The 19,287-nt window shown below is 73.7% G+C and carries 19 protein-coding genes; 12 read left to right on the forward strand and 7 right to left on the reverse strand.

Annotated features, from left to right (window positions below; translation table 11 throughout):
• Positions 1–23: 23 nt before the first annotated feature.
• Both ACZ6S0_RS22615 and ACZ6S0_RS22620 read right to left on the reverse strand, forming a co-directional pair.
• Positions 24–761: an amidohydrolase family protein gene (locus ACZ6S0_RS22615; protein WP_465920849.1), complete on the reverse strand. Its 738-nt coding sequence runs from the start codon at positions 759–761 to the stop codon at positions 24–26.
• On the reverse strand, positions 758–1,684 hold the full coding sequence (locus ACZ6S0_RS22620; RefSeq protein WP_465920851.1) for an amidohydrolase family protein: 927 nt from the start codon (positions 1,682–1,684) through the stop codon (positions 758–760). The genes ACZ6S0_RS22615 and ACZ6S0_RS22620 overlap by 4 nt, the downstream gene beginning before the upstream one ends.
• Before the next feature lie 86 nt (positions 1,685–1,770).
• Between ACZ6S0_RS22620 and ACZ6S0_RS22625 the strand changes: the two genes are divergently transcribed.
• Genes ACZ6S0_RS22625 through ACZ6S0_RS22640 form a run of 4 tightly spaced genes read left to right on the forward strand, consistent with a single transcriptional unit; the run spans position 1,771 to position 6,423 of the window.
• Positions 1,771–3,735, forward strand: coding sequence for a PQQ-binding-like beta-propeller repeat protein (locus ACZ6S0_RS22625; RefSeq protein WP_465920853.1), 1,965 nt, complete (start codon positions 1,771–1,773; stop codon positions 3,733–3,735).
• Between the two features lie 17 nt (positions 3,736–3,752).
• A complete protein-coding gene (locus ACZ6S0_RS22630; protein ID WP_465920854.1) occupies positions 3,753–4,424 on the forward strand; it encodes an amidohydrolase family protein in 672 nt (223 codons plus the stop codon).
• Positions 4,421–5,248, forward strand: a complete 828-nt coding sequence (locus ACZ6S0_RS22635; RefSeq protein ID WP_465920856.1) for an amidohydrolase family protein — start codon at positions 4,421–4,423, stop codon at positions 5,246–5,248. Before ACZ6S0_RS22630 ends, ACZ6S0_RS22635 begins: the two co-directional genes overlap by 4 nt.
• On the forward strand, positions 5,245–6,423 hold the full coding sequence (locus ACZ6S0_RS22640) for a DegT/DnrJ/EryC1/StrS family aminotransferase (RefSeq protein ID WP_465920858.1): 1,179 nt from the start codon (positions 5,245–5,247) through the stop codon (positions 6,421–6,423). The genes ACZ6S0_RS22635 and ACZ6S0_RS22640 overlap by 4 nt, the downstream gene beginning before the upstream one ends.
• A 95-nt stretch (positions 6,424–6,518) precedes the next feature.
• Here ACZ6S0_RS22640 and ACZ6S0_RS22645 read toward each other — a convergent pair whose 3' ends face one another.
• On the reverse strand, positions 6,519–7,538 hold the full coding sequence (locus tag ACZ6S0_RS22645) for an aminotransferase class V-fold PLP-dependent enzyme (protein ID WP_465920861.1): 1,020 nt from the start codon (positions 7,536–7,538) through the stop codon (positions 6,519–6,521).
• A gap of 125 nt (positions 7,539–7,663) precedes the next feature.
• On the opposite strand from ACZ6S0_RS22645, the gene ACZ6S0_RS22650 reads away from it, so the two are divergent.
• The 7 genes from ACZ6S0_RS22650 to ACZ6S0_RS22680 all read left to right on the forward strand — a co-directional run bounded on the left by ACZ6S0_RS22650 (position 7,664) and on the right by ACZ6S0_RS22680 (position 14,563).
• Complete coding sequence (locus ACZ6S0_RS22650; RefSeq protein WP_465920862.1) at positions 7,664–8,398, forward strand: GntR family transcriptional regulator; 735 nt, start codon at positions 7,664–7,666, stop codon at positions 8,396–8,398.
• Positions 8,399–8,553: 155 nt separating this feature from the next.
• Positions 8,554–9,606: an ABC transporter substrate-binding protein gene (locus ACZ6S0_RS22655; protein WP_465920864.1), complete on the forward strand. Its 1,053-nt coding sequence runs from the start codon at positions 8,554–8,556 to the stop codon at positions 9,604–9,606.
• Positions 9,603–10,634 (forward strand): ABC transporter substrate-binding protein, encoded by a 1,032-nt coding sequence (locus ACZ6S0_RS22660; protein ID WP_465920866.1) that lies wholly within the window; start codon positions 9,603–9,605, stop codon positions 10,632–10,634. The genes ACZ6S0_RS22655 and ACZ6S0_RS22660 overlap by 4 nt, the downstream gene beginning before the upstream one ends.
• On the forward strand, positions 10,631–11,749 hold the full coding sequence (locus ACZ6S0_RS22665) for an ABC transporter ATP-binding protein (protein ID WP_465920868.1): 1,119 nt from the start codon (positions 10,631–10,633) through the stop codon (positions 11,747–11,749). Before ACZ6S0_RS22660 ends, ACZ6S0_RS22665 begins: the two co-directional genes overlap by 4 nt.
• Positions 11,713–12,603, forward strand: coding sequence for an ABC transporter permease (locus tag ACZ6S0_RS22670; RefSeq protein ID WP_465920871.1), 891 nt, complete (start codon positions 11,713–11,715; stop codon positions 12,601–12,603). Before ACZ6S0_RS22665 ends, ACZ6S0_RS22670 begins: the two co-directional genes overlap by 37 nt.
• Positions 12,600–13,409, forward strand: coding sequence for an ABC transporter permease (locus ACZ6S0_RS22675; protein WP_465920872.1), 810 nt, complete (start codon positions 12,600–12,602; stop codon positions 13,407–13,409). Before ACZ6S0_RS22670 ends, ACZ6S0_RS22675 begins: the two co-directional genes overlap by 4 nt.
• An 11-nt stretch (positions 13,410–13,420) precedes the next feature.
• A complete protein-coding gene (locus tag ACZ6S0_RS22680) occupies positions 13,421–14,563 on the forward strand; it encodes an NAD(P)/FAD-dependent oxidoreductase (RefSeq protein ID WP_465920874.1) in 1,143 nt (380 codons plus the stop codon).
• A 43-nt stretch (positions 14,564–14,606) separates the two neighbouring features.
• Here ACZ6S0_RS22680 and ACZ6S0_RS22685 read toward each other — a convergent pair whose 3' ends face one another.
• The 4 genes from ACZ6S0_RS22685 to ACZ6S0_RS22700 all read right to left on the reverse strand — a co-directional run bounded on the left by ACZ6S0_RS22685 (position 14,607) and on the right by ACZ6S0_RS22700 (position 18,252).
• Positions 14,607–15,044, reverse strand: a complete 438-nt coding sequence (locus ACZ6S0_RS22685) for a glutaredoxin domain-containing protein (protein ID WP_465920877.1) — start codon at positions 15,042–15,044, stop codon at positions 14,607–14,609.
• Between the two features lie 89 nt (positions 15,045–15,133).
• A complete protein-coding gene (locus tag ACZ6S0_RS22690) occupies positions 15,134–16,192 on the reverse strand; it encodes an aldo/keto reductase (RefSeq protein ID WP_465920879.1) in 1,059 nt (352 codons plus the stop codon).
• Between the two features lie 73 nt (positions 16,193–16,265).
• Positions 16,266–17,549, reverse strand: a complete 1,284-nt coding sequence (locus tag ACZ6S0_RS22695; RefSeq protein ID WP_465920881.1) for a PP2C family protein-serine/threonine phosphatase — start codon at positions 17,547–17,549, stop codon at positions 16,266–16,268.
• Between the two features lie 67 nt (positions 17,550–17,616).
• Positions 17,617–18,252 (reverse strand): TetR/AcrR family transcriptional regulator, encoded by a 636-nt coding sequence (locus ACZ6S0_RS22700; protein WP_465920883.1) that lies wholly within the window; start codon positions 18,250–18,252, stop codon positions 17,617–17,619.
• Positions 18,253–18,357: 105 nt separating this feature from the next.
• Between ACZ6S0_RS22700 and ACZ6S0_RS22705 the strand changes: the two genes are divergently transcribed.
• On the forward strand, positions 18,358–19,284 hold the full coding sequence (locus tag ACZ6S0_RS22705; protein ID WP_465920886.1) for a zinc-binding dehydrogenase: 927 nt from the start codon (positions 18,358–18,360) through the stop codon (positions 19,282–19,284).
• The last annotated feature ends 3 nt before the right edge of the window (positions 19,285–19,287 follow it).

Genomic DNA, 19,287 nt, shown 5'->3' on the forward strand with positions numbered 1-19,287 from the left:
GTTTCGCCGCACGCTATAACGGACTAGGCCGTAATGTCCAGGTCCTCGAGCTGGAAAAGCTCCGCGGCGTTGCGCCAGGCGACCCGCTCGGCGGCCTCGGCGGTCAGACCCGCCGCGGCGACCGCCCCGAACGCCGACGAGGGGTCGATCAGGGTCGCGTCGGTGCCGAAGAGCAGCCGGGCCGGATCCACGGCCGCCGCCACCTCGGCGATGCGGCCCGCGGGGGCGTGCGACCAGCAGGGCTCCAGGTAGAGGCGGTCGCAGGCGGCGGCGGCCGCGACGGCGTGCCTGAACCCGTCCGCGCCCATGTGCCCGGCGATCACCCGCAGGCCCGGGAGGTCCAGGCAGAGCGCGGCCAGGTCGAGCACCGAGGTGCCCCAGGTGTGCACGAGGGCCGGGCATCCCGCCTCGGCGACCAGCGTCAGCGCGTCGCGGAGCTGGGGGGAGGTGACGGGCGAGCCCGTGTAGTCGGTGTGGATCTTGACGCCGACGAACCTGCCGCCCGGCAGGTACGCGCGCAGGTCCCGCTCCGCCTCGCGCAGCCGGCGCGGGTTGACCGTCACGTAGCCGAGCAGGCGGTCCTGGCCCTCCAGGTGCGCGGCCAGGGCGCGGTTGCCCGCAGGGGCGTCGTAGATGACCGCCTCGGTGGCCGAGACGATCGCCCGGTCGATGCCGTAGCGGTCCATGGTGGCGAGGTTCGCCTCGGCGACGTCCATGGTGAAGAACCACGGGCCCCAGTGGGCGTGCACATCGATGATCACGACTGCGGCCTCCTCGCGGCCTCGGCGGACCCGGTGGGAGCGGACTCGGCAGGGCTCGGCGGGGTCGGCGGGGTCGGCGGGGGCTCGGGGGAGAGCAGCCTCCGGGCGTTGCCCCCGGCCACGGCGGCGATCTCCTCGGCCTTCAGCCCGCTGGTGGCCAGGCGCAGGAGGGGGACGAGGGGTTCGTAGTGGGGAGCGCGCGAGCCGTACAGCAGGCGGTCCGCGCCGAGGTGGGCGGCGGCGAGCTCCAGCGCGTCGGGGGAGTTGAGCAGGCGGGTGGAGGTGTGGAAGCCGGGCTCGTCCGCGGCGGCGACCAGGAAGTCGCCCAGGTGGTAGAAGTGCGTGTCGAGGAAGACCACCCTGGCGCCGAGCCCGGCGAACGGCTGCCAGAACCTGCGTACGTCGCCGCCGGTCAGCACCACCAGGCCCAGCCGCGCCGCCCGCCGGGCGACGTGCCGGACGGACGGGAACCCCGCCTCGACCCCCTGCTCGTCGGGGAACAACCGGACGGCCAGGACACCGGCCTCCGCCAGCCGGTCCAGCTCGCGGGCCGCGCCGATCGGGTCGCGCAGATCCAACCCTCCGACGGGAACGATCGGCGGCAGGGCGACGGGAGCGACCGGCGGCAGGGACGCGCCGTCACCCGGAACCGCCGTGGCCCCGGGCGCGAGCGGCGCGGCGGCCAGCGCGAGCAGCTCGTCGTTGCCCGAGCGCATGTCGAACAGCGCCGCCCGCAGGCTCGCCACCGCCGCCGCCCGGATCCGGTGGGCGTCGAGCGTCGCGAGCACCGAGCCGGGGGCGCCGGGCGGGCCGTCGCGGTCCGGGTACGCCCCGAACAGCACGTCCACGTCGAGCGCCACCTCCAGTCCGCCCACTGCCCGCCACGCGTCGAAGGGAATAGCGGGCTCATCCTTAATCACCATGTGGGACATCATGTCATTGACGAACAGCGCGGATGAATTTACGGTCTGGACCAAAACTGATCGAAATCGAATAGCGAGGTGGACCCATGATCCGCTCCTCCCTGGTCGTCCTGGCCGCGCTCTTACCCGCGCTCCTCACGGGACCGGCCGCTCAGGCGGCGGCCTGCGAGGCTCCGGCGGTGGAGCGGTTCGGCCCGGCGTCCGTCACCGGTGCGATCGTGGGCGCGGCCGTGCACGAGGGGCACGCCTACGTCGTCACCCGAGGGCTGAAACCGCCCGTGCTCGCCGACATCGACCTGGCCACCCGCAAGGTCGTCAGGAGCGTCCCGCTGCCGGACGGCCCGGCCGCGGGCGAGCCGGAGGGCGCGTGGGCGATGGCGGTGTCCGGCGGGAAGATCTATGTCGGCACCTACCCGGTGCCCGACCTGTATAGCTTCGACCCTGCCACGGGTGCCGTGGAGCATTTGCAGTCGTTCGGGAGGAACGGCGGGTTCGTGTGGAGCCTGGCCGCCGCTCCCGACGGCACCCTCTACGCGGGCACCTACCCCGACGGCCGGGTCAGGGAGTACGTGCCGGGCACGGGCGCGGTGCGCGACTTCGGCGTGCTGGCCCAGGGCGAGCGGTACGTGCGCGCGGTCGCCGCCGACGCCGCCCACGTCTACGCGGGCCTGCTCGACAAGGGCAAGCTCGTCCGCATCAGCCGCGCGGACGGCGCGGTGCGGGAGCTGGCGAGCGGCCCGACCGGCATCGGCGCCGTCGCCGAGCACGGCGACCGCGTGCTGGCGGCGAGCGGGTCCGTGCTGATCGACGTGCGCCAGGACGGCACCGACGAACGCCGCGCCACCCTGCCGGGCGGCACGATCGACACGCTGACCGTCGCCGCCGACGGCACCGTCTACGCCACCTCGCGCCCCGACGGCGCCGTCCACCGCTACCGCACGGGCGAGGCCGTCTTCACGAAGGTCGCCGACCCGCCCTCGCCGGGCGACGAGACCAGGCGGCTGCAACTCCTCGACGACGACACCCTGCTCGGCTTCGCCGGCAGCGGCGGCATGTGGTGGCTGGACCTGCGCACGGGCGCGTCCGCGTTCTCCGACCTGATCGACGCCGGTCTGCCCGCCGGCCCGGAACGGCCGCAGAGCATGCTCCTCGTGCCGAACCGCGCCGTCTACGTGGGCGGCCACTTCTCGATGGAGGTGCTCGACCTGCGTACCGGCGCCAAGCGCAGGTTCCGGATGCCGGGCGAGCCGAAGGACCTCGTCCGGCGCGGCGAGAAGATCTACGCCGCCATGTACCCCAGCGGCCAGATCGTCTCCGTCGACCTGCGCACCGACGAGGTGCGCGGCGTCGGCTTCCTCGGGCACGGCCAGCAGCGGCCCTGGGACATCGAGTACGACCCCGCCACCGGCAAGCTCGTGGTCGCCAGCGCCCCGCTCGGCGCCAGGCTGAACGGCGCCCTGTCCGTCGTGGACCCGGACACCGGGCGGATCGAGGTCTACGAGGGCGTCCTGCCGGACCAGAGCCTGATGAGCCTCTCGCTCGACCCCCGAGGCGGCGTCGTCTACCTGGGCGGCGACGTGCTCGGCGGCGGCGGGACCCCGCCGGTCAGGACGTCCGCGTCGGTCGCCGCCTTCGACCTGCGCACCCGCGAGCTGCTCTGGCAGGCGGACCCGATCCCGGGACACCGCACCTTCCAGGACGTCAAGGTCCACGACGGCCTGCTGTACGGCGTCTACAAGCGCGACTCGGGCACCTGGATCGCCCTCGACCTGGCGACCAGGACGGTGGTGCGGCAGGGCAAGCTCTCCGGGTACGGCGAGCTGACCACGCATCGGGGCAGGGTGTTCGCGTCCACGTTCTTCGGCGGCGGGAACGCCTACGAGCTGGGCGCCGAGGCGAGGCTCCTGGCCACCGGGCTCGGCGACGAGTGGTACACCAACCCGCAGGCGCACTTCGAGCCCGGCTCCTGGCGGGCCTGGACGCTCGCGGGCCGGGACCTCGCCAGGGTCAGGCTCGACCCGCGCTGCCCGCCCTTGACCGTCACCCCCTGACCCCCTAGTTTCGGTCTGTGCCGAAATATGTGATCGATGCCCACCGGCTCGTCGGCCCCGTGCCGTTCGACGACCTGCCGGCGGACCCGCGGGGCGAGATGGACCGGCTGGGCATCGAGCGGGCCTGCGTCACCCACACGCTCAGCCTCTACTCCGATCCGCAGGCGGGCAACGAGGCCCTGTCCGCGCTCGGCGACCCCCGGCTCGTCCCGGTGCCCGTGGTGGTGCCGGGGGAGACCAGGGACGAGCTGGACGGCGTACGGATGATCAGGCTGTGTCCGGAGCTGCACCGCTTCGACCTCACGGGGCCGTCCGCCCTGCGCCGCCTGGCCGCGATCGGCCTTCCTGTCGCGATCGACCTGGACGAGACCTCGCCCGCCCAGCTCCGCCACCTCGCGGAGCGCCTGCCCGGCCAGGCGATCCTCGTGCTCAACCCCGGCTACCGCAGGCTGCGCGCGCTGGCCGAGCTGATGGCCGAGGCGCCGAACGTACTTGCCGAGATCGGCACCGTCAACACGCAGGGCGGCGTCGAATGGCTGGCCGCGCGGTTCGGCGCGGGGCGGCTGGTGTTCGGCACCGGCGCGCCCGTCGCCGACGACTGCGGGCCGCGCTTCCTGCTCGACCACCTCGACCTGCCCCCGGACGACGTCGACCGGATCGCCGCCGGGACGCTGGAGGAGCTGCTGTGATCCTCGACGCCCACGGCCACGTGGGGACCTGGCCCGACTTCCTCATCCCCGAGCCCACCGCCGAGCACCTCGTGACCGTCATGGACCGGATCGGCGTCACCGCGATGGGCATCAGCCACCTGCTCGCCGTCGGCCCGGACGCCGTCCGTGGCAACGAGTCCGCCATGGAGATCGCCGCGCGCTTCCCCGGCAGGTTCGGGGTGTGGCAGGTCTACAACCCGCACCACCGCACCCCGCTGGCGGGCGACGGCGTGTGGGGGGTCAAGCTCCATCCCGACGTGCACCGGTGCCGCCTCGACGACCCCCTGTACGAGCCGGTGTGGCGGCTCGGCCTGCCCGTCCTGGCGCACGGGCAGACGGACTCGCCGTGGAGCGACCCGGCGCAGTTCGCCGCCGTCGCCGCCCGGCACCCGGACGTACGGCTGATCATGGGACACACCGGGCTCTGGTCGTACGGGTTCGGCCGCGCGGCCCGGCTCGTGGCCGACCACCCGAACGTCTTCCTCGAGACGTGCGGCTCGAAGATGACCGGCCGCTGGATCGCCCGGCTCGCCGCCCTCGCGGGGGCGGAGCGGGTGCTGTTCGGCTCGGACGCCTGCTTCCTCGACCTGCGCACGGGCTACGGCCGGGTCGCGCTGGCCCCGCTCAGCGAGGCCGACCGCGCCCTCGTCCAGGGCGGCAACCTGGCCCGGCTCCTCGGCCTCGACCCCGCCGGGCTCCCTGATCCCGGCCCCGCCCGGCTCGACGGCTCCGGCTCCGATTCCGACTCCGACTCCGGACCCGGCTCCGGCTCCGGCCCCGATGCGAAGGGACGCCTTTCGTGACGCTCGCCATCCACGGCGGCACTCCCGTCCGCTCGACCCCCTGGCCCGCCTGGCCGCCGCCCCCCGACTCCGCGCAGCGCGCGCTGGTCGCCGAGGTGCTGGAGAGCGGCCTCTGGGGCGCCGCCCAGGGCGGTTCGGTCGTCACGGACCTGGCCGCCGCGTTCGCCCGCCGCTCCGGCGTCCCGTACGGGGTCGCCTGCGGCAACGCGACGCTGGGCCTGTTCGCCGCGCTGCTCGGCCTGGGCGTCGGCAGGGGGGACGAGGTGATCGTCCCCGCGTACACGTTCGTGGCCTCGGCCACCGCGGTGCTGCTGGCCGGGGCCACCCCCGTGATCGTCGACGTCGACCCCGCCGACCTGCACCTGTCCACGGCGGCCGTGGCGGCGGCCGTGACCGGCAGGACATCGGCGATCATGCCCGTGCACCTCGCGGGCAGCCCCGCGGCCATGGACCCGCTGAACGACCTGGCCGCCCGCCACGGCCTGGCGGTCGTGGAGGACACGGCCCAGGCGCACGGCGCGACGTACAAGGACCGCCCGGTCGGCGGCCTGGGCGACGCGGGCGTCTACAGCTTCCAGTCGAGCAAGGCGATGACCGCCGGTGAGGGCGGCCTGATCGTCTGCCGCGACGAGGCCGTGCACGAGCGCGTCTGGTCGGTCTGCAACGTCGGACGCAGGCGGGGCGGCCAGTGGTACGGCCACCCGTCGGTCGGCTGGAACCTGCGCCTGACCGAGCTGCAGGCCGCCCTGCTGCTGCCCTGGCTGGACCGCCTCGACGAGGAGATCGACCGCAGGAACGCCTTCTGCGCGGCCCTGGAGCGGGAGCTGGCCGCGGTCCCCGAGGTCGGCGTGGTGCCCCGGCCCGAAGGCGTCACCCGCGACTCGCGCCACCTGCTCATGCTGCGGACGGACACCGGAGTGGACCGCGAGTTCCTGCTCGCCGCCATGGCCGCGGAGGGCGTGCCGCTGGACGCCGGATACCCGCCGCTCGGCACGATGGCCGCCCTCACCGCCGAGGGCGCCCGCGTCGAGCCGTGCCCGGCGACCGAGGAGGCCGCCAGGACCGTGGTGTGGGTCCGCCAGGCGATGCTCATGGACGAGCCCGCGGCCGCCGCCGACGTCGCCGAGGCCCTCGCGAAGGTCCTCTCGTGCGGTAGGGACACGTCACCGGCATAGCCCGGCACACTCGAACCTCAGGTCACGCCGTCACGCCGTCACGCCGTCGTGCCGTCAGGGCGTCCTACCGTCAGGGCATCGAGGGCGTCAGGGCGTCAGGGCGTCAGGGCGTCGAGGGCGCGGTCGACGTCGGCCTCCGTCGTGTAGACGTGGAAGCTCGCCCGCACCCGCCCCGCCCGCACCGCCGCGCGGATTCCGGCCGCCCGCAGCCGTTCGCCCGGGGCGTCCACCGAGACGATGGCCGAATCGGACGGCTCGAGCCCCAGCCCCGCCCGGAACCGGTTGGCCAGCGCGACGTCGTGGTCACGGACGCGCTCGACGCCGATCTCGTTCAGCAACTCCAGCGCGGGAGCCGCGCCGACGAAGGAGAACCACGCCGGGGACAGGTCGAACGCCCGCGCGTCGTCCCGCAGCCGCAGCGGCGGGCCGTAGTAGGAGCCGCCCTCGTCCGCGCCCGCGTACCAGTTGGCGGCCAGCGGGCGCATGCGTTCGCGCAGGCGCGGCGACAGGTACGCGAACGCCGCCCCCCGTGGCGCCATGAGCCACTTGTACGCCGCGCACGCCAGCGCGTCCACGCCCTCGACCGCCACGGGCAGCCAGCCGCAGGCTTGGGAGCCGTCGGCGAGGACCAGCGCGCCGTGGGCGCGGGCGGCGGCCACGATGTCGGCCAGCGGAGCCACCTCCCCGGTGGCCGACTGCACCAGGCTGAACGCCACCGCCGCGGTGCCGGGCGTGATCGCGTCGGCCAGGCGGTCGGCGGGCACCGTCACGACCTCGGCGGCCACGGCCCAGGGGAACAGGTTGCTGGTGAACTCGACCTCGGGCACGACGACCCTGGCGCCCGGCGGCAAAGCGGTGGCCACGACGGACATGATCTGCGAGACGGTCGAGCCCACGCTCACGTCGGCGACCGGAGCGCCGACCAGCCGGGCGAAGGCGGCGCGGGAACGCCCCACCGAGGCGTCCCACGGCTTCCAGTCGCCGCTGCCGTGCCTCCATTCGGTCAGCACGGCCTGCAACTCCTCGAAGGCGGGACGGGGCGGCAGACCGTAGGAGGCGGTGTTGAGCCAGCCCGGTTCGGCGTCCCAGAGCTTGGCTGTCGTGGCGAGATCCATGACCCCAGCCTAGGGACGGCCGTTCGCGAGGAGGACGGGCCGCCGGCCTCTCACCCCACTCAGCGGCGATAAGTCATGTCTAATCTTCTATTGACATAACTAATCGCTACAACCAGTATTTGGCCATGTCAGAACGTGACCTCCTGCTTCATGTGAAGATCCGCATGGCGCTGGAGGCACGTATCCGCTCCGGCCAATGGGGCCCCGGCACCCGGATGCCCACGGAGGCGGGGCTCTGCGAGGAGTTCGGGGTGTCGCGCATCACCGTGCGGCGGGCCCTGCGCGACCTCGCCGACGCCGGGCTCATCGTACGTTTCCGCAGGCGTGGCAGCTTCGTGGCGCAGGCGATCGGCCGGAACAACCTGCTGCGCTTCACCGGCCTGCTGATCCAGGGGCCGGAGCTGCCCGGCGACCACCTGGTCGTCTCGGCGCGGGTGCTGCCCGCGAGCGCGGCGCGGCTGCGGCTGCCGGGCGTGCCCGGTGCGGAGGCGGTCGTCCAGATGGAACGCCACAAGCTGAACGGTGACGGCAAGGTGGCCCACACCGAGGTGCAGGTCCTGCCCTTCCGGCTCGCCCCCGACCTGCTCGACCAGCCGTTAGAGCCGCTGACCACCCACGCCTACCTGCGCGACCGCGGGGTCGAGCTGGTACGCGCCAGGCTCTACGTGGAGCCGTACGTCCTGGGCGCGGCGCAGGCGGAGCTGTTCGGGCTGGCGGTGGGCCTGCCCGTGTTCCGCTGGACGCGCGAGACCTGGACGCGCCGCGGCGAGATCGCGGAACTGCTGGAGGCGATCGTCCCCGCCGGGTCCGAGCGCTTCTACGTGGAGACCGACCTGAGCGGCTCCGCCCACCACAACTGAACCCTCCCCCGTACGAGATCGGCTCACCCGGACGCCTTCACCCCTGACGGCCACGGCGTCAAGCTCGTCCCCGTCCTCGGTGACCCCGTCTTCTGTGACCCCGTCTTCGGTGACACCGGCCGTCTCGCACAGAATCGCCCCCTTCGGAGGTCGTCTTGACATCCAGATCTCTGACCGCCGTACTCGCAGCCGCTACGCTCGCGCTCGCCTCCTGCGGCGCCCCCACTCCATCGGCCGCCCCCGGCACGCTGGTCGTCGCCGGGTACGGCGGCTCGTACGAGGAGGCGTTCAAGGAGTCGGTCATCCCCGGCTTCGAGCAGTCGTGCTCCTGCCGGGTCACCTACGTCGCCGGCAGCTCCACCGACACCGTCGCCAAGCTGAAGGCGCAGCGGGACGCGCCGCGGATCGACGTCGCCCTCATCGACGACGGCGTGCAGAACCAGGCCGTCGAGGCCGGTCTGCTGGCCCCCCTCGACCCCGGGACCGTCACGAACCTGGCCCGCGTCATCGACCTCGCCCGGCTGCCCGGTGACGTGGGCGTCGGCTTCTCCCTGAACGCGACCGGCCTCGCCTACAACCCCGACTACTACGCCGAGCACGGCCTGCCCGCCCCCAGGAGGCTGGCCGACCTGGCCGATCCGAGGCTCGAGGGCAAGCTGGTGATGCCGTCGATCACGCAGACGTACGGACTGGGCGCGCTGCTCATCGCCGCCGAGGCCGGCGGCGGCTCCGAGCAGGAGATCGACCCCGGTTTCGCGGGCGTCGAGAAGGTCGCGGCCAACGCCGTCACGTTCGACACCACGGCCGACGTGTCCAATTACTTCCTCCAAGGGCAGGCCGTGGCCTCGATCTGGGGTAACTCCAGGGTGCAGATGCTGGCCGAGAAGGGATACCCGGTGCGGTTCGTCTATCCGGAGGAGGGCGCGTTGCCGCTCATCGCCACCGTCAACGTCGTGCAGCGGGCGCCGCACCCCGACCTGGCCCAGAAGTTCGTCAACGCGCTCCTGGAGCCGTCGGCGCAGCGGACGATGGCCGAGTCCAACTTCAACGGCCCGGTGGTCGAGGGCGTCGAGCTCGACCCCGCGCTGGCGGAGAAGGTCGTCGGCCAGGACCGGGCCGCGGGCCTGCGCAAGCTCGACTGGGCCGTGATCAACAAGAACCGGTCCGCCTGGACGGACCGCTGGAACAAGGAGATCGAGACCTCATGACCAGGCTGCTCGCCGCGGCGCTGGCCCTCACCGGCCTGGCGGCCTGCGCCCCGCCCAGCCCGACCGCCTCGACGGGCAAGCTCGTCGTGGCCGGGTACGGGGGCTCCTACCAGGAGGCGTTCGAACAGGCCGTGGTGCCGGAGTTCGAGAAGTCGTGCTCCTGCGAGGTCGTCTACATCGCCGGCAGCTCCACCGACACCGTGGCCAAGCTGAAGGCGCAGCAGGACGCCCCGCAGATCGACGTCGCGCTCATCGACGACGGGCCGCAGGCGCAGGCCGCCGAGGCGGGGCTGCTGGCCAAGCTCGACCCCGACGCCGTCACCCGCCTGGACAAGGTGGAGCGGGTGGCCAGGATCCCGGGTGACGTCGGCGTCGGGTTCGCGCTGACCGCGACCGGGCTGGCCTACAACACCAAGTGGTACGCCGAGAACGGCCTGCCCGCCCCCAGGAGGCTGGCCGACCTGGCCGACCCGAGGCTCAAGGGCAGGGTCGTGCTGCCGTCGATCACGAACACGTACGGCGTGGGCGCCCTCGTCCTGGCCGCCCGCGAGGGCGACGGCTCGATCGACTCCGGCTTCGCCGGGTTGGAGAAGGTGGCGGCCAACGCCTTCACCTTCGACGCCACGGCCGACGTGTCCAATTACTTCCTGCAAGGTCAGGCGGTCGCCACGGTCTGGGGCGGCTCGCGGGTGGAGACGCTGGCGGACAAGAGCTTCCCGATCTCGTTCGTGTATCCGGAGGAAGGGGCCATCCCACTGCTGGCCACCGCGAACGTGGTCAACCGGGCGCCGCACCCCGAGCTGGCGCAGCGGTTCGTCAACGCCCTGCTGGAGCCGGGCATCCAGGAGCGGCTGGCCGCCGAGGGCTACGACGGGCCCACCGTCACCGACGCCCACCTCGAGCCCGAGCTGGCCAAGCGGGTCGTCGGCTCCGAGCAGGCGGCGCACATGCAGCCGCTGGACTGGCGGGACGTCAACAGCCGGCGCGCTGCGTGGACCGACCGGTGGACGAAGGAGATCGAGCGGTGACGAGCACGACCGAGGCCCCCGCCGAGCCCACCGCCGCGCGGCGCGGGCGGCTGCGCCTGAACGGCGTGCGCAAGGCGCTGGGCGGCAAGGAGGTCGTCTCCTCCGTGGACCTGGAGACCGAGCCCGGTGAGTTCCTCACCCTGCTCGGCCCGTCCGGCTGCGGCAAGACGACGACACTCAACATGGTCGCGGGACACCTGACCGCCGACGGCGGCGTGATCGAGGTGGACGGCCGCGACGTGACCGCCGTGCCGCCGCACCGCCGTTCCATGGGCATGGTCTTCCAGTCGTACGCCCTCTTCCCGCACATGACGGTCGCCGACAACGTGGCCTTCGGCCTGCGGATGCGCAGGGTCCCGGCCGCGCGGCGCAGGAGGCAGGTCGCCGAGGTGCTGGAGATGGTGGGCCTGGACGGCCTGGCCGAGCGGCACCCGCGCCGGCTCTCCGGCGGCCAGCAGCAGCGCGCGGCCCTGGCCAGGGCGCTGGTCGTCCAGCCCGACCTGCTGCTGCTCGACGAGCCGTTCTCCAACCTCGACGCCCAGCTCCGGGTACGCCTGCGCGACGAGGTCGCCGCCCTGCAGCGCCGCATCGGCACCACCACGATCCTCGTCACCCACGACCAGGAGGAGGCGCTGGCCGTCTCCGACCGGATCGCGGTCATGGCCGACGGCGTCATCCAGCAGCTCGACCGGCCCAGGGAGATCTACCTGCGGCCCGCCACGGACTTCGTGGCCCGGTTCATCGGCGAGGTCAACGCCCTCGACGGCACCGCCCAGGGCCCCGCCGCCGACGGGTACGCCTGCCGGGTCGCGGGCCGGACCGTGGCCGCCACCCCGGCGGGCGAGCCTCCGGCCGAGGGCGCCGCCGTGCGCCTGTACGTGCGGCCGGAGGTCGTCCGCGTCGCCCCCGGAGGAGTCGGTACAGGGGGAGAGGGCGAGGGGCTGCGCGGCACCGTCAGGGAGACGCGATTCCTCGGCTCGCGCATCCGCTGCGTGGTCGCCACCCCGGCCGGTGAGGTGCGGGCGGCGCTGCCGTTCGACGCGCGGGTGCCCGCGCAGGGGGAGGAGGTGACCTGCTCGTGGCGGCCCTCGGACGCCTCGCTGACGACCCGGTGAAACGGCGGTCCGGCGCGGGCACGCCGCGCCGGCGTACGGGCCTGCTGCTCGCGCTGCCCGCCGTCGCGATCTTCGCGCTGCTGTTCGTGGCACCGCTGTTCACGCTGGTGGCCAACAGCTTCAGGACGCAGACCGGCGCCTTCACCCTCGACAACTACGCGCGCTTCCTCGGCGACCCCTTCTACCGGGGCGTCCTGTGGAACACGCTCAAGATCGCCGCCCTGACCACGGCCGGCTGCCTGCTCGTCGGCTACCCGTTCGCGCTCTACCTGCGCGGCCGCTCGCCGCGCGTGCGGAATTGGCTGGCGCTGCTCCTGCTGTCGCCGCTGCTGATCAGCATGGTCATCCGCGCGTACGGGTGGCTCGTGGTGCTCGGGCCGAACGGCCCCGTCGCCTCGGTCATCGCGTGGCTCGGGCTCACCCCGCCGCAACTCCTCTACAACGACACCGCCGTGCTCGTCGGCATGGTGCACGTGATGCTGGCGTACATGGTGCTGCCGCTCATGGGCAGCCTCGACCGGATCGACCCGACGCTCGTGCCCGCCGCCAAGGGGCTGGGCGCGGGCGGCTGGACCTGCTTCTGGCGGATCACGCTGCCGCTGTCGGCGCCCGGCATGCTGGCCGGGGCGATGATCGTGTTCAGCCTGACCGCCTCCAGCTTCGTCACCCCGGCCATCCTCGGCGGGCCGAAGGTCAAGCTCATGCCGTACTTCGTCTACACCCAGGCCACCACCACGCTCGACTGGCCGTACGCGGCGGCGATCGGGTTCGTGCTGGTGGTGGTCACGACGGGGCTGCTGCTGGGCTACTCGCGGCTGTTGCGGCGGGGGCGCGGGGAGGCGGTGTTCGGATGACGCGGCTGTCGCGCGTGCTCGGTGGCGCGTTCGCGGCGCTGGTCGGGCTGTTCCTGGTCGCGCCCGTGGCCGTCACCGTGGCCTCCTCGCTGACCGCCACCTCGTACGTGACGTTCCCGCCCCGGGGTATCACGCTGCGCTGGTACGCGGAGGTGTTCCAGAAGCCGGAGTTCCTGTCGTCGTTCGCGCTGAGCGCCGGGGTGGCGCTGGCCGCGGCGGCGGTCTCCGCGGTCGTGGGGCTGGCCGGCGGGCTGGCCATCCACCGTCACCGATTCCCCGGACGCGGCCTGCTGGAGGCCGTGCTGTCGAGCGCGTTCGCGGTGCCCACGATCGTGCTGGGCATCGGGCTGCTGCAGTGGTTCGCGCAGACGGGGCTGGCCTCCAGCCCGGTCACGCTGCTGCTGGCCCACCTGGTGCTCACCGTCCCGTACGCGGTGCGGCTGGTGCTGGCCGGGCTGGCGGGCCTCGACCGCTCGGCGGAGAAGGCGGCGGCCGGGCTGGGCGCGCCGCCGTTCCTGGTGTTCTGGCACGTCACGCTGCCGGCCGTGCGCGGGGCGCTGATCGGGGGCGCGTTCTTCGCCTTCATCACCTCCTTCGACGACCTGACGGTGGCGCTGTTCGTGGTCACCACCGACCTGCAGACGCTGCCCGTACGGATCTTCAACTACATGCAGTACGACTACGACCCCACGGTCACCGCCATCGGCACCCTCATGGTGCTGTTCGCCGCGGTCGCGGTCGTCGTCATCGAACGCTTCGTCGGCGTGGCCAAGCTCTTCGGCGCCGATCAGGAGGACAACAGATGAAGGGAGCCAGGGTGCGAGTCGTCGTCATCGGCGCGGGGGTGGTCGGATCCGCGGTCGCGGCCGGTCTCACCCGGCGCGGCGCCCAGGTCACGGTGCTGGAGGCGGACACCCCGGGAGCCGGTACGACGTCCACGTCGGTCGCGTGGGTCAACGCCAACAACAAGACCCCCAAGGAGTACTTCGACCTCAACCACGCCGGGGTCTGGGCGCACCACCAGCTTCCCGGCGACTGGTTCTTCCCCACCGGCAACCTGGAGTGCGCGGTCACCGACGAGCACAAGGAACTGCTCGAGGAGCGGGTCGGGCGGCTGCTCGCCCTGGGCTACCCGGTCGAGCGCGTCACCGCCGGACGGGCACTCGCCCTGGAACCCGACCTCGTGCCCCTGCCGCCGGACAGCGAGTACGTCTTCTTCCCCTGCGAGGCGTACGTCCAGCCGCTGCGCCTGCTCGGACGCCTGCTCGGCGAGGCCCGCGACGGCGGTGCCACGGTGGAGTGCGGGGCCGAGGTCACCGGCATCGAGACCGCGGGGCCGGGGGTGCGGGTGACGGTGGCCGACGGGCGCGTCTTCGCGGGCGACGTCGTCGTCACCTGCGCAGGCCGCTGGACGCAGCGGGTCGCCGCGCTGGCCGGGGCCACCGTCCCGATGCTGGACCCGGCCGAGTCCGGGACGCTCACCAACGGGTTCCTGGTCACCACGACGCCGGTGCCCGCCCGGCTGTCGCGGGTGCTGACGACGGCCGCGCTCAACCTGCGTCCCGACGGCGGGGGGCGGGTGCTGCTGCAGTCGCTGCCCCTGGACGGCCTGGCCGACCCCGCCGTCCCGGTGCCCGGCGAGGTGCCGGCCGAGATGCTGGCGCTGCTGTCCGGCGTGCTGCGCGCCACCGAGGGGGCCGCCGTGGAGCGGGCCGTCGTGGGGCAGCGCGCGATGCCGGGCGACGGGCTCACCGTGGCCGGGTTCGCGGACGCCGGCCGGCGGGTCTACACGGTGGCCACGCACAGCGGGGTCACGCTGGCGCCGCTGCTGATGCGGGAGGTCGCGGGCGAGGTGTTCGGGGAGGAGTCGGCCCTGCTGGGGCCGTTCCGCCCGGCGCGCTTCGCCGACGGGACCGCGGGCCCGGCCCCGTCCCCGGCCCGCCGCCCGGGACAGCAGTGACCGACCGGTCCCGCGCCACAGGCCGGTCGGGTGGGCAGGTCGGTCACGTGGGCGGTGCGAGCTGGGCTCGTACCCATCGGGGGTCGGGGTTGACGTGCGGCCGGCCCGCCACCACGACGGTCGGCACGGTCTCGTCGCCGTCGTTGGCCGCCCGCACCGTCGCCGCGCCGGCCGGGTCCCGCCAGATGTCGACCCAGTGCAGCCGGCGCGCGCTGCGGCCCAGGCGCAGCCGCAGCCGCAGGCAGTACTTGCAGCCCGGCCGCCAGTAGACGATCGGCCGGCCGTCGGCCGCGCTGCGGCGTCGCGCCTCTTCCGCGCCGATGGACCTGGGGAACACCAGCGGCGAGTACACCCCTGCGAGCAGCGCGAACAGCACCAGCGACGCCACGGCCGGGCCGGGAGCGCCCTCGGCGAACTGCGCCGCCGCGACCGCCGAGCCGCCTGCCATCAGCAGAGTCGGCAACATCCACGCGCGTTTCATGATGGCGGCAGGCTATCGGTGGTCGCGAACGCGGCGGCGCCCGCCCCGCCAAGCCCCCGGCGCGCTCAAGGGCGGGGAACGGCGGCCCTTCAGACGCGGCCGGCCGCGATGAGGCGTTCGATGGGCGGGTTGACGCGGGCGAACCCCTCCTGGATCCGGTACAGGTAGTGCGGGTAGGACGAGGTGACCGTGCTCGCCGCGTCCAGCCTGGCCACCTGGTCGGGGGTCAGGCTCCAGCCGACGGCGCCCAGGTTCTCGCGGAGCTGCTCCTCGTTGCGCGCGCCCACGATGACCGTGGCCACGGTCGGGCGGCGCAGCAGCCAGTTGAGCGCGACCTGGGGGACGCTCCTGCCGGTCTCGGCGGCGATCGCGTCGAGGGCGTCCACCACCGTGTAGAGGTGCTCGTCGTCCACGGGCGGGCCGTAGGAGGCCGTACGGTGCAGCCGGCTGCCCTCGGGCAGCGGCCGGCCGCGCCGGATCTTGCCGGTGAGGCGGCCCCAGCCGAGCGGGCTCCACACCACCGCGCCGACGCCCTGGTCGAGGCCGAGGGGCATCAGCTCCCACTCGTAGTCGCGGCCGACCAGCGAGTAGTAGACCTGGTGGGCCACGTAGCGGGGCAGGCCGTGCCGGTCGGCCGCCGCCAGCGACTTCATGAGCTGCCAGCCGGCGAAGTTGGAGGCGCCGACGTAGCGGAGCTTGCCGGCCGTCACCAGGTCGCCCAGCGTGGAGAGGGACTCCTCGACCGGCGTGCCCGCGTCGAAGGCGTGCAACTGGAACAGGTCGATGTGCTCGGTGCCGAGGCGGCGCAGGGCGTTGTCGACCGCCTCGATCAGGCGGGCCCGCGAGGCTCCGGCGCCGTTGGGGCCGTCGTGCAGGGGGAGCACGGCCTTGGTCGAGATGAGCACCCTGTCGCGCCGCCCCTTGATCGCCTGGCCGAGCACCTCCTCCGAGGCGCCGTCGGAGTACACGTCGGCGGTGTCGAACATCGTGAGGCCCGCGTCGAGCGCCACGTCCACCATGCGTGTGGCCTCCGCCACGTCGGTGTTGCCCCACGCGCTGAACAGCTCACCCTTGCCGCCGAACGTGCCCGCGCCGAAGCTCAGCGCGGGCACCTCGAGCCCGGACGCGCCCAGCCGTCGATAGTCCATGATTCCATCCTGCTCTCTAACGGGCCAGATTTACCGTTAAAAATCCTAGCACGCTAACGGTAGATGTGTTTCGTTAAGCCGCCGGCTCCGGCGGGATGCCGGACAGGGCCTCGACCTCTTCCCGGGGGAGAGGGCCGCCGGGCCACTCGACGAGGAGCACCGTGGCGTCGTCGCGCAACCGGTGATCGTGGTAACGGAGGTGATGGAGGATCAGGCGGCGCAGCGTCTCGGGCACGGGCAGCTCGTCGGCCTGGTGCCGGATGAGGAAGTCGGTGAACCGTTCCGTGCCGAACTCCTGGCCGCGGTGGTTGCGCGCCTCGGTGATGCCGTCGGTGTAGAGCAGGAGCCGGTCGCCCGGCTGCAACTGCGTACGCCACACGGTCACCTCCGGCAGCAGGCCGGTGCCCATGGGCAGGTCGGGCGCGCACTCCAGCTCGATGGTGGAACGCCTGCGGATGACGATCGGCGGATGGTGGCCGCAGTTGACCCAGGCGAGGTCGCCGCCGGGGATGTCGAGGGTGGCGATGACGCCGGTGGCGAACCGTTCGCCGCCGAACAGCTCCACGAGCGCCTCGTCGATGCGCGTCGCCGACGCGTCCGGCTCCGCGCCCTCGTGGCGGGCGTTGCGCAGGGTCGTCAGGGCGAGGTTGGCCGTCAGTCCCGCGGCGGTGTCGTGCCCCATGGCGTCGAAGATCGCCAGATGCGCGGTGGAGCCCCCGATGGCGTAGTCGTAGACGTCGCCGCTCACGTCGTAGGCGGGCTCCATCACCGCGCTGACGACCAGCCGCCCAGTCGCGAACGTACGCTGCGGCATGAGCCGCCACTCCATCTCGGCCGACACGCTCATGCGCCGCCGCCGGACGAGCCGGGCGTAGGTGTCGCTCAGCGGACGCTTCGAGACCACCAGCAGCGCCACCAGCCCGGCCAGCCGCTCCATGTCCAGCAGCGCCTCGCGGTCCGCGCCCGGAGCGGTGACCCGCAGGACGCCCAGCCGGTCGGTGTCGTCCACCAGCGGCACCCACCAGTGCTCGGTGTCGCGGACGGTGGCCGGCAGGATCCGGCCGTGCTGGAAGGCCCGGCCGGCCACGGTCCCGTCGATGCGCAGCTCCCCGCGCTCGCCCGCGCCGGCCGGCGCGGGCTCGGCGACCAGCGGCGAGAGCACCTCCTGCTGCAGGTCCGCCAGATAGATCAGCACGTCGCGCAGCCCCACCCGCCCGGCCTGCTCGGAGACCAGGCCGGGGACCTGCTCCAGCGTGCAGGCGTGGCTCGCGGAGATCAGCGCCCCGAACATCGCCGCCCGCGACGCCGCCAGCTCCTCCGCCGCTCTCCCGGTGCGGGACTCTCTGTGACTGGTCATGCGCTTACGGTAACCGTCGGGCGCGCGACGACCGGCGGCCGGGGTGCGACCTCAGGGGGCGCTGGCGTCACCGGTCCCTGGTCGCGGGCGGGGCGTCGGCCAGCAGTGCGGCGGCCATCCGCTGGATCGAGCGGGTGAAGTGGCGCGGGTCGCCGGGCGGGGTCAGGTGGCGGATCAGGTCGCCGTCGAAGACGGCCAGCAGCGCGTGGGCGAGGAAGGCGGCGTCGAGGTCGGGCCGGGCCTCGGTGAACAGCGCGCTGAGGTGGCGGTGCCAGGACAGGTAGCTCGGGTCGCCGTACCTGTCCTCGGCGCACGCCTGCTCGTGCGCCGACAGCAGGACGGCGTTGCCCTCGGCGATCGCGCCCAGCCCGTCGAGGAAGGCGTGCAGCCGCTCGCGGGCGGGCGCTCCCGGCCCGAGGGGCGGGGGCCCGTTCCGTACGGCCTCGCGCAGTTCGGCCGAACGCTCCTCCAGGAGCGCCTGGAGCAGCCCGGCCCGGCTGCCGAAGCGCCGGAACACCGTGCCCTTCCCGACCCCGGCGAGCGCGGCGACCCGGTCGAGCGACACATGGTCGCCCCCGCCCTCGGCCAGGAGCCGCTCGGTCGCCCTGAGCACCGCGCGGCGGTTGCGCGCCGCGTCGGCGCGTTCGGTGCGCTCGGCGCCCTGGGTGGCGGGTGCGGTGCCTCGGGTGTGCTGTTCGGTCATCGATCCCCTCGCCGATGCGGACTGTCGGTCCGTCTATGCTACCGTCCAGCCGTAACCGGACTCACGGTCCGCATATCACCTCATGCCTGTGAAGGAGTCCCCCTGATGGACATGCGCGCACTCGTCGTCGATCCCGGCGTCCCCGGCGCCCTGCGGCTCGGTACGGCTCCCGCGCCCGAGCCCGCGCCGCACCAGCTCCTGCTCGACGTCCGGCACATCTCGCTCAACCGCGGCGAGGTCGCCTTCGCCGGACGCCGCCCGGCCGGCACCGTGCACGGATACGACGCCGCCGGCGTCGTCGTACGCGCCGCAGCCGACGGGACGGGGCCCGCCGTGGGAGCCCGCGTCGCGGCCTTCGGCGCGGGGGCGTGGGCGCAGCGGATGGCCGTGGACACGACGGCGGTCGCCGAGGTCCCCGGCGAGGTCGAGCTGGCGCAGGCCGCCGCGCTGCCGATGGCCGGGGTGACCGCTCTGCGCACCCTGCGCTCCCGCCCGATCCTGGGCCGCACGGTGCTGGTCACGGGCGCGGCCGGCGGCGTCGGCCGGTACGCGGTCCAGCTCGCGGCCCTGGGCGGCGCCCACGTCATCGCCTCCGTCGGCTCTCCCGCCCGCGCAGAAGGGCTGGCCGAGCTGGGCGCCCACGCGGTGGTCGTCGGGCTGGAGGGCGTCGACCGGCCCGTCGACCTCGTCCTCGACAACGTGGGCGGGCCCCAGCTCGCCGCCGCCTGGGAGCTGCTCGCGCCGGGCGGCGGCGTGCAGAACATCGGGTGGGCCTCCGGCGAGCCGGCGGTGTTCGAGCCGTACTCGCTGTTCTCGGTGGGGCCCGCCAAGACGATGAGCACCTTCGGCGACGTCCACGGGTTCGGGCCCGACCTGGCGACGCTGCTGGCGTTCGTCGCGCAGGGCAGGCTGTCGCCGGAGGTGGACTGGCGCGGCACCTGGGACCGCGTCGAGGAGGCCGCCCGCGCGCTGCTGGACCGGCGCGTCGCGGGCAAGGCGGTCCTCGACGTGGACCCCGCGCCCGCCGCCTGAGCG

It is taken from the genome of Nonomuraea sp. NPDC051298 (assembly GCF_055586305.1).

Bases quoted from the DNA above. Each gene is read 5' to 3' on its own strand.
- ACZ6S0_RS22620 (WP_465920851.1), bottom strand. From the start codon at position 1,684: ATGGTGATTAAGGATGAGCCCGCTATTCCCTTCGACGCGTGGCGGGCA.
- ACZ6S0_RS22625 (WP_465920853.1), top strand. From the start codon at position 1,771: ATGATCCGCTCCTCCCTGGTCGTCCTGGCCGCGCTCTTACCCGCGCTC.
- ACZ6S0_RS22645 (WP_465920861.1), bottom strand. From the start codon at position 7,538: ATGGATCTCGCCACGACAGCCAAGCTCTGGGACGCCGAACCGGGCTGG.
- ACZ6S0_RS22650 (WP_465920862.1), top strand. From the start codon at position 7,664: ATGTCAGAACGTGACCTCCTGCTTCATGTGAAGATCCGCATGGCGCTG.
- ACZ6S0_RS22660 (WP_465920866.1), top strand. From the start codon at position 9,603: ATGACCAGGCTGCTCGCCGCGGCGCTGGCCCTCACCGGCCTGGCGGCC.
- ACZ6S0_RS22675 (WP_465920872.1), top strand. From the start codon at position 12,600: ATGACGCGGCTGTCGCGCGTGCTCGGTGGCGCGTTCGCGGCGCTGGTC.
- ACZ6S0_RS22685 (WP_465920877.1), bottom strand. From the start codon at position 15,044: ATGAAACGCGCGTGGATGTTGCCGACTCTGCTGATGGCAGGCGGCTCG.
- ACZ6S0_RS22690 (WP_465920879.1), bottom strand. From the start codon at position 16,192: ATGGACTATCGACGGCTGGGCGCGTCCGGGCTCGAGGTGCCCGCGCTG.
- ACZ6S0_RS22695 (WP_465920881.1), bottom strand. From the start codon at position 17,549: ATGACCAGTCACAGAGAGTCCCGCACCGGGAGAGCGGCGGAGGAGCTG.
- ACZ6S0_RS22700 (WP_465920883.1), bottom strand. From the start codon at position 18,252: ATGACCGAACAGCACACCCGAGGCACCGCACCCGCCACCCAGGGCGCC.
- ACZ6S0_RS22705 (WP_465920886.1), top strand. From the start codon at position 18,358: ATGGACATGCGCGCACTCGTCGTCGATCCCGGCGTCCCCGGCGCCCTG.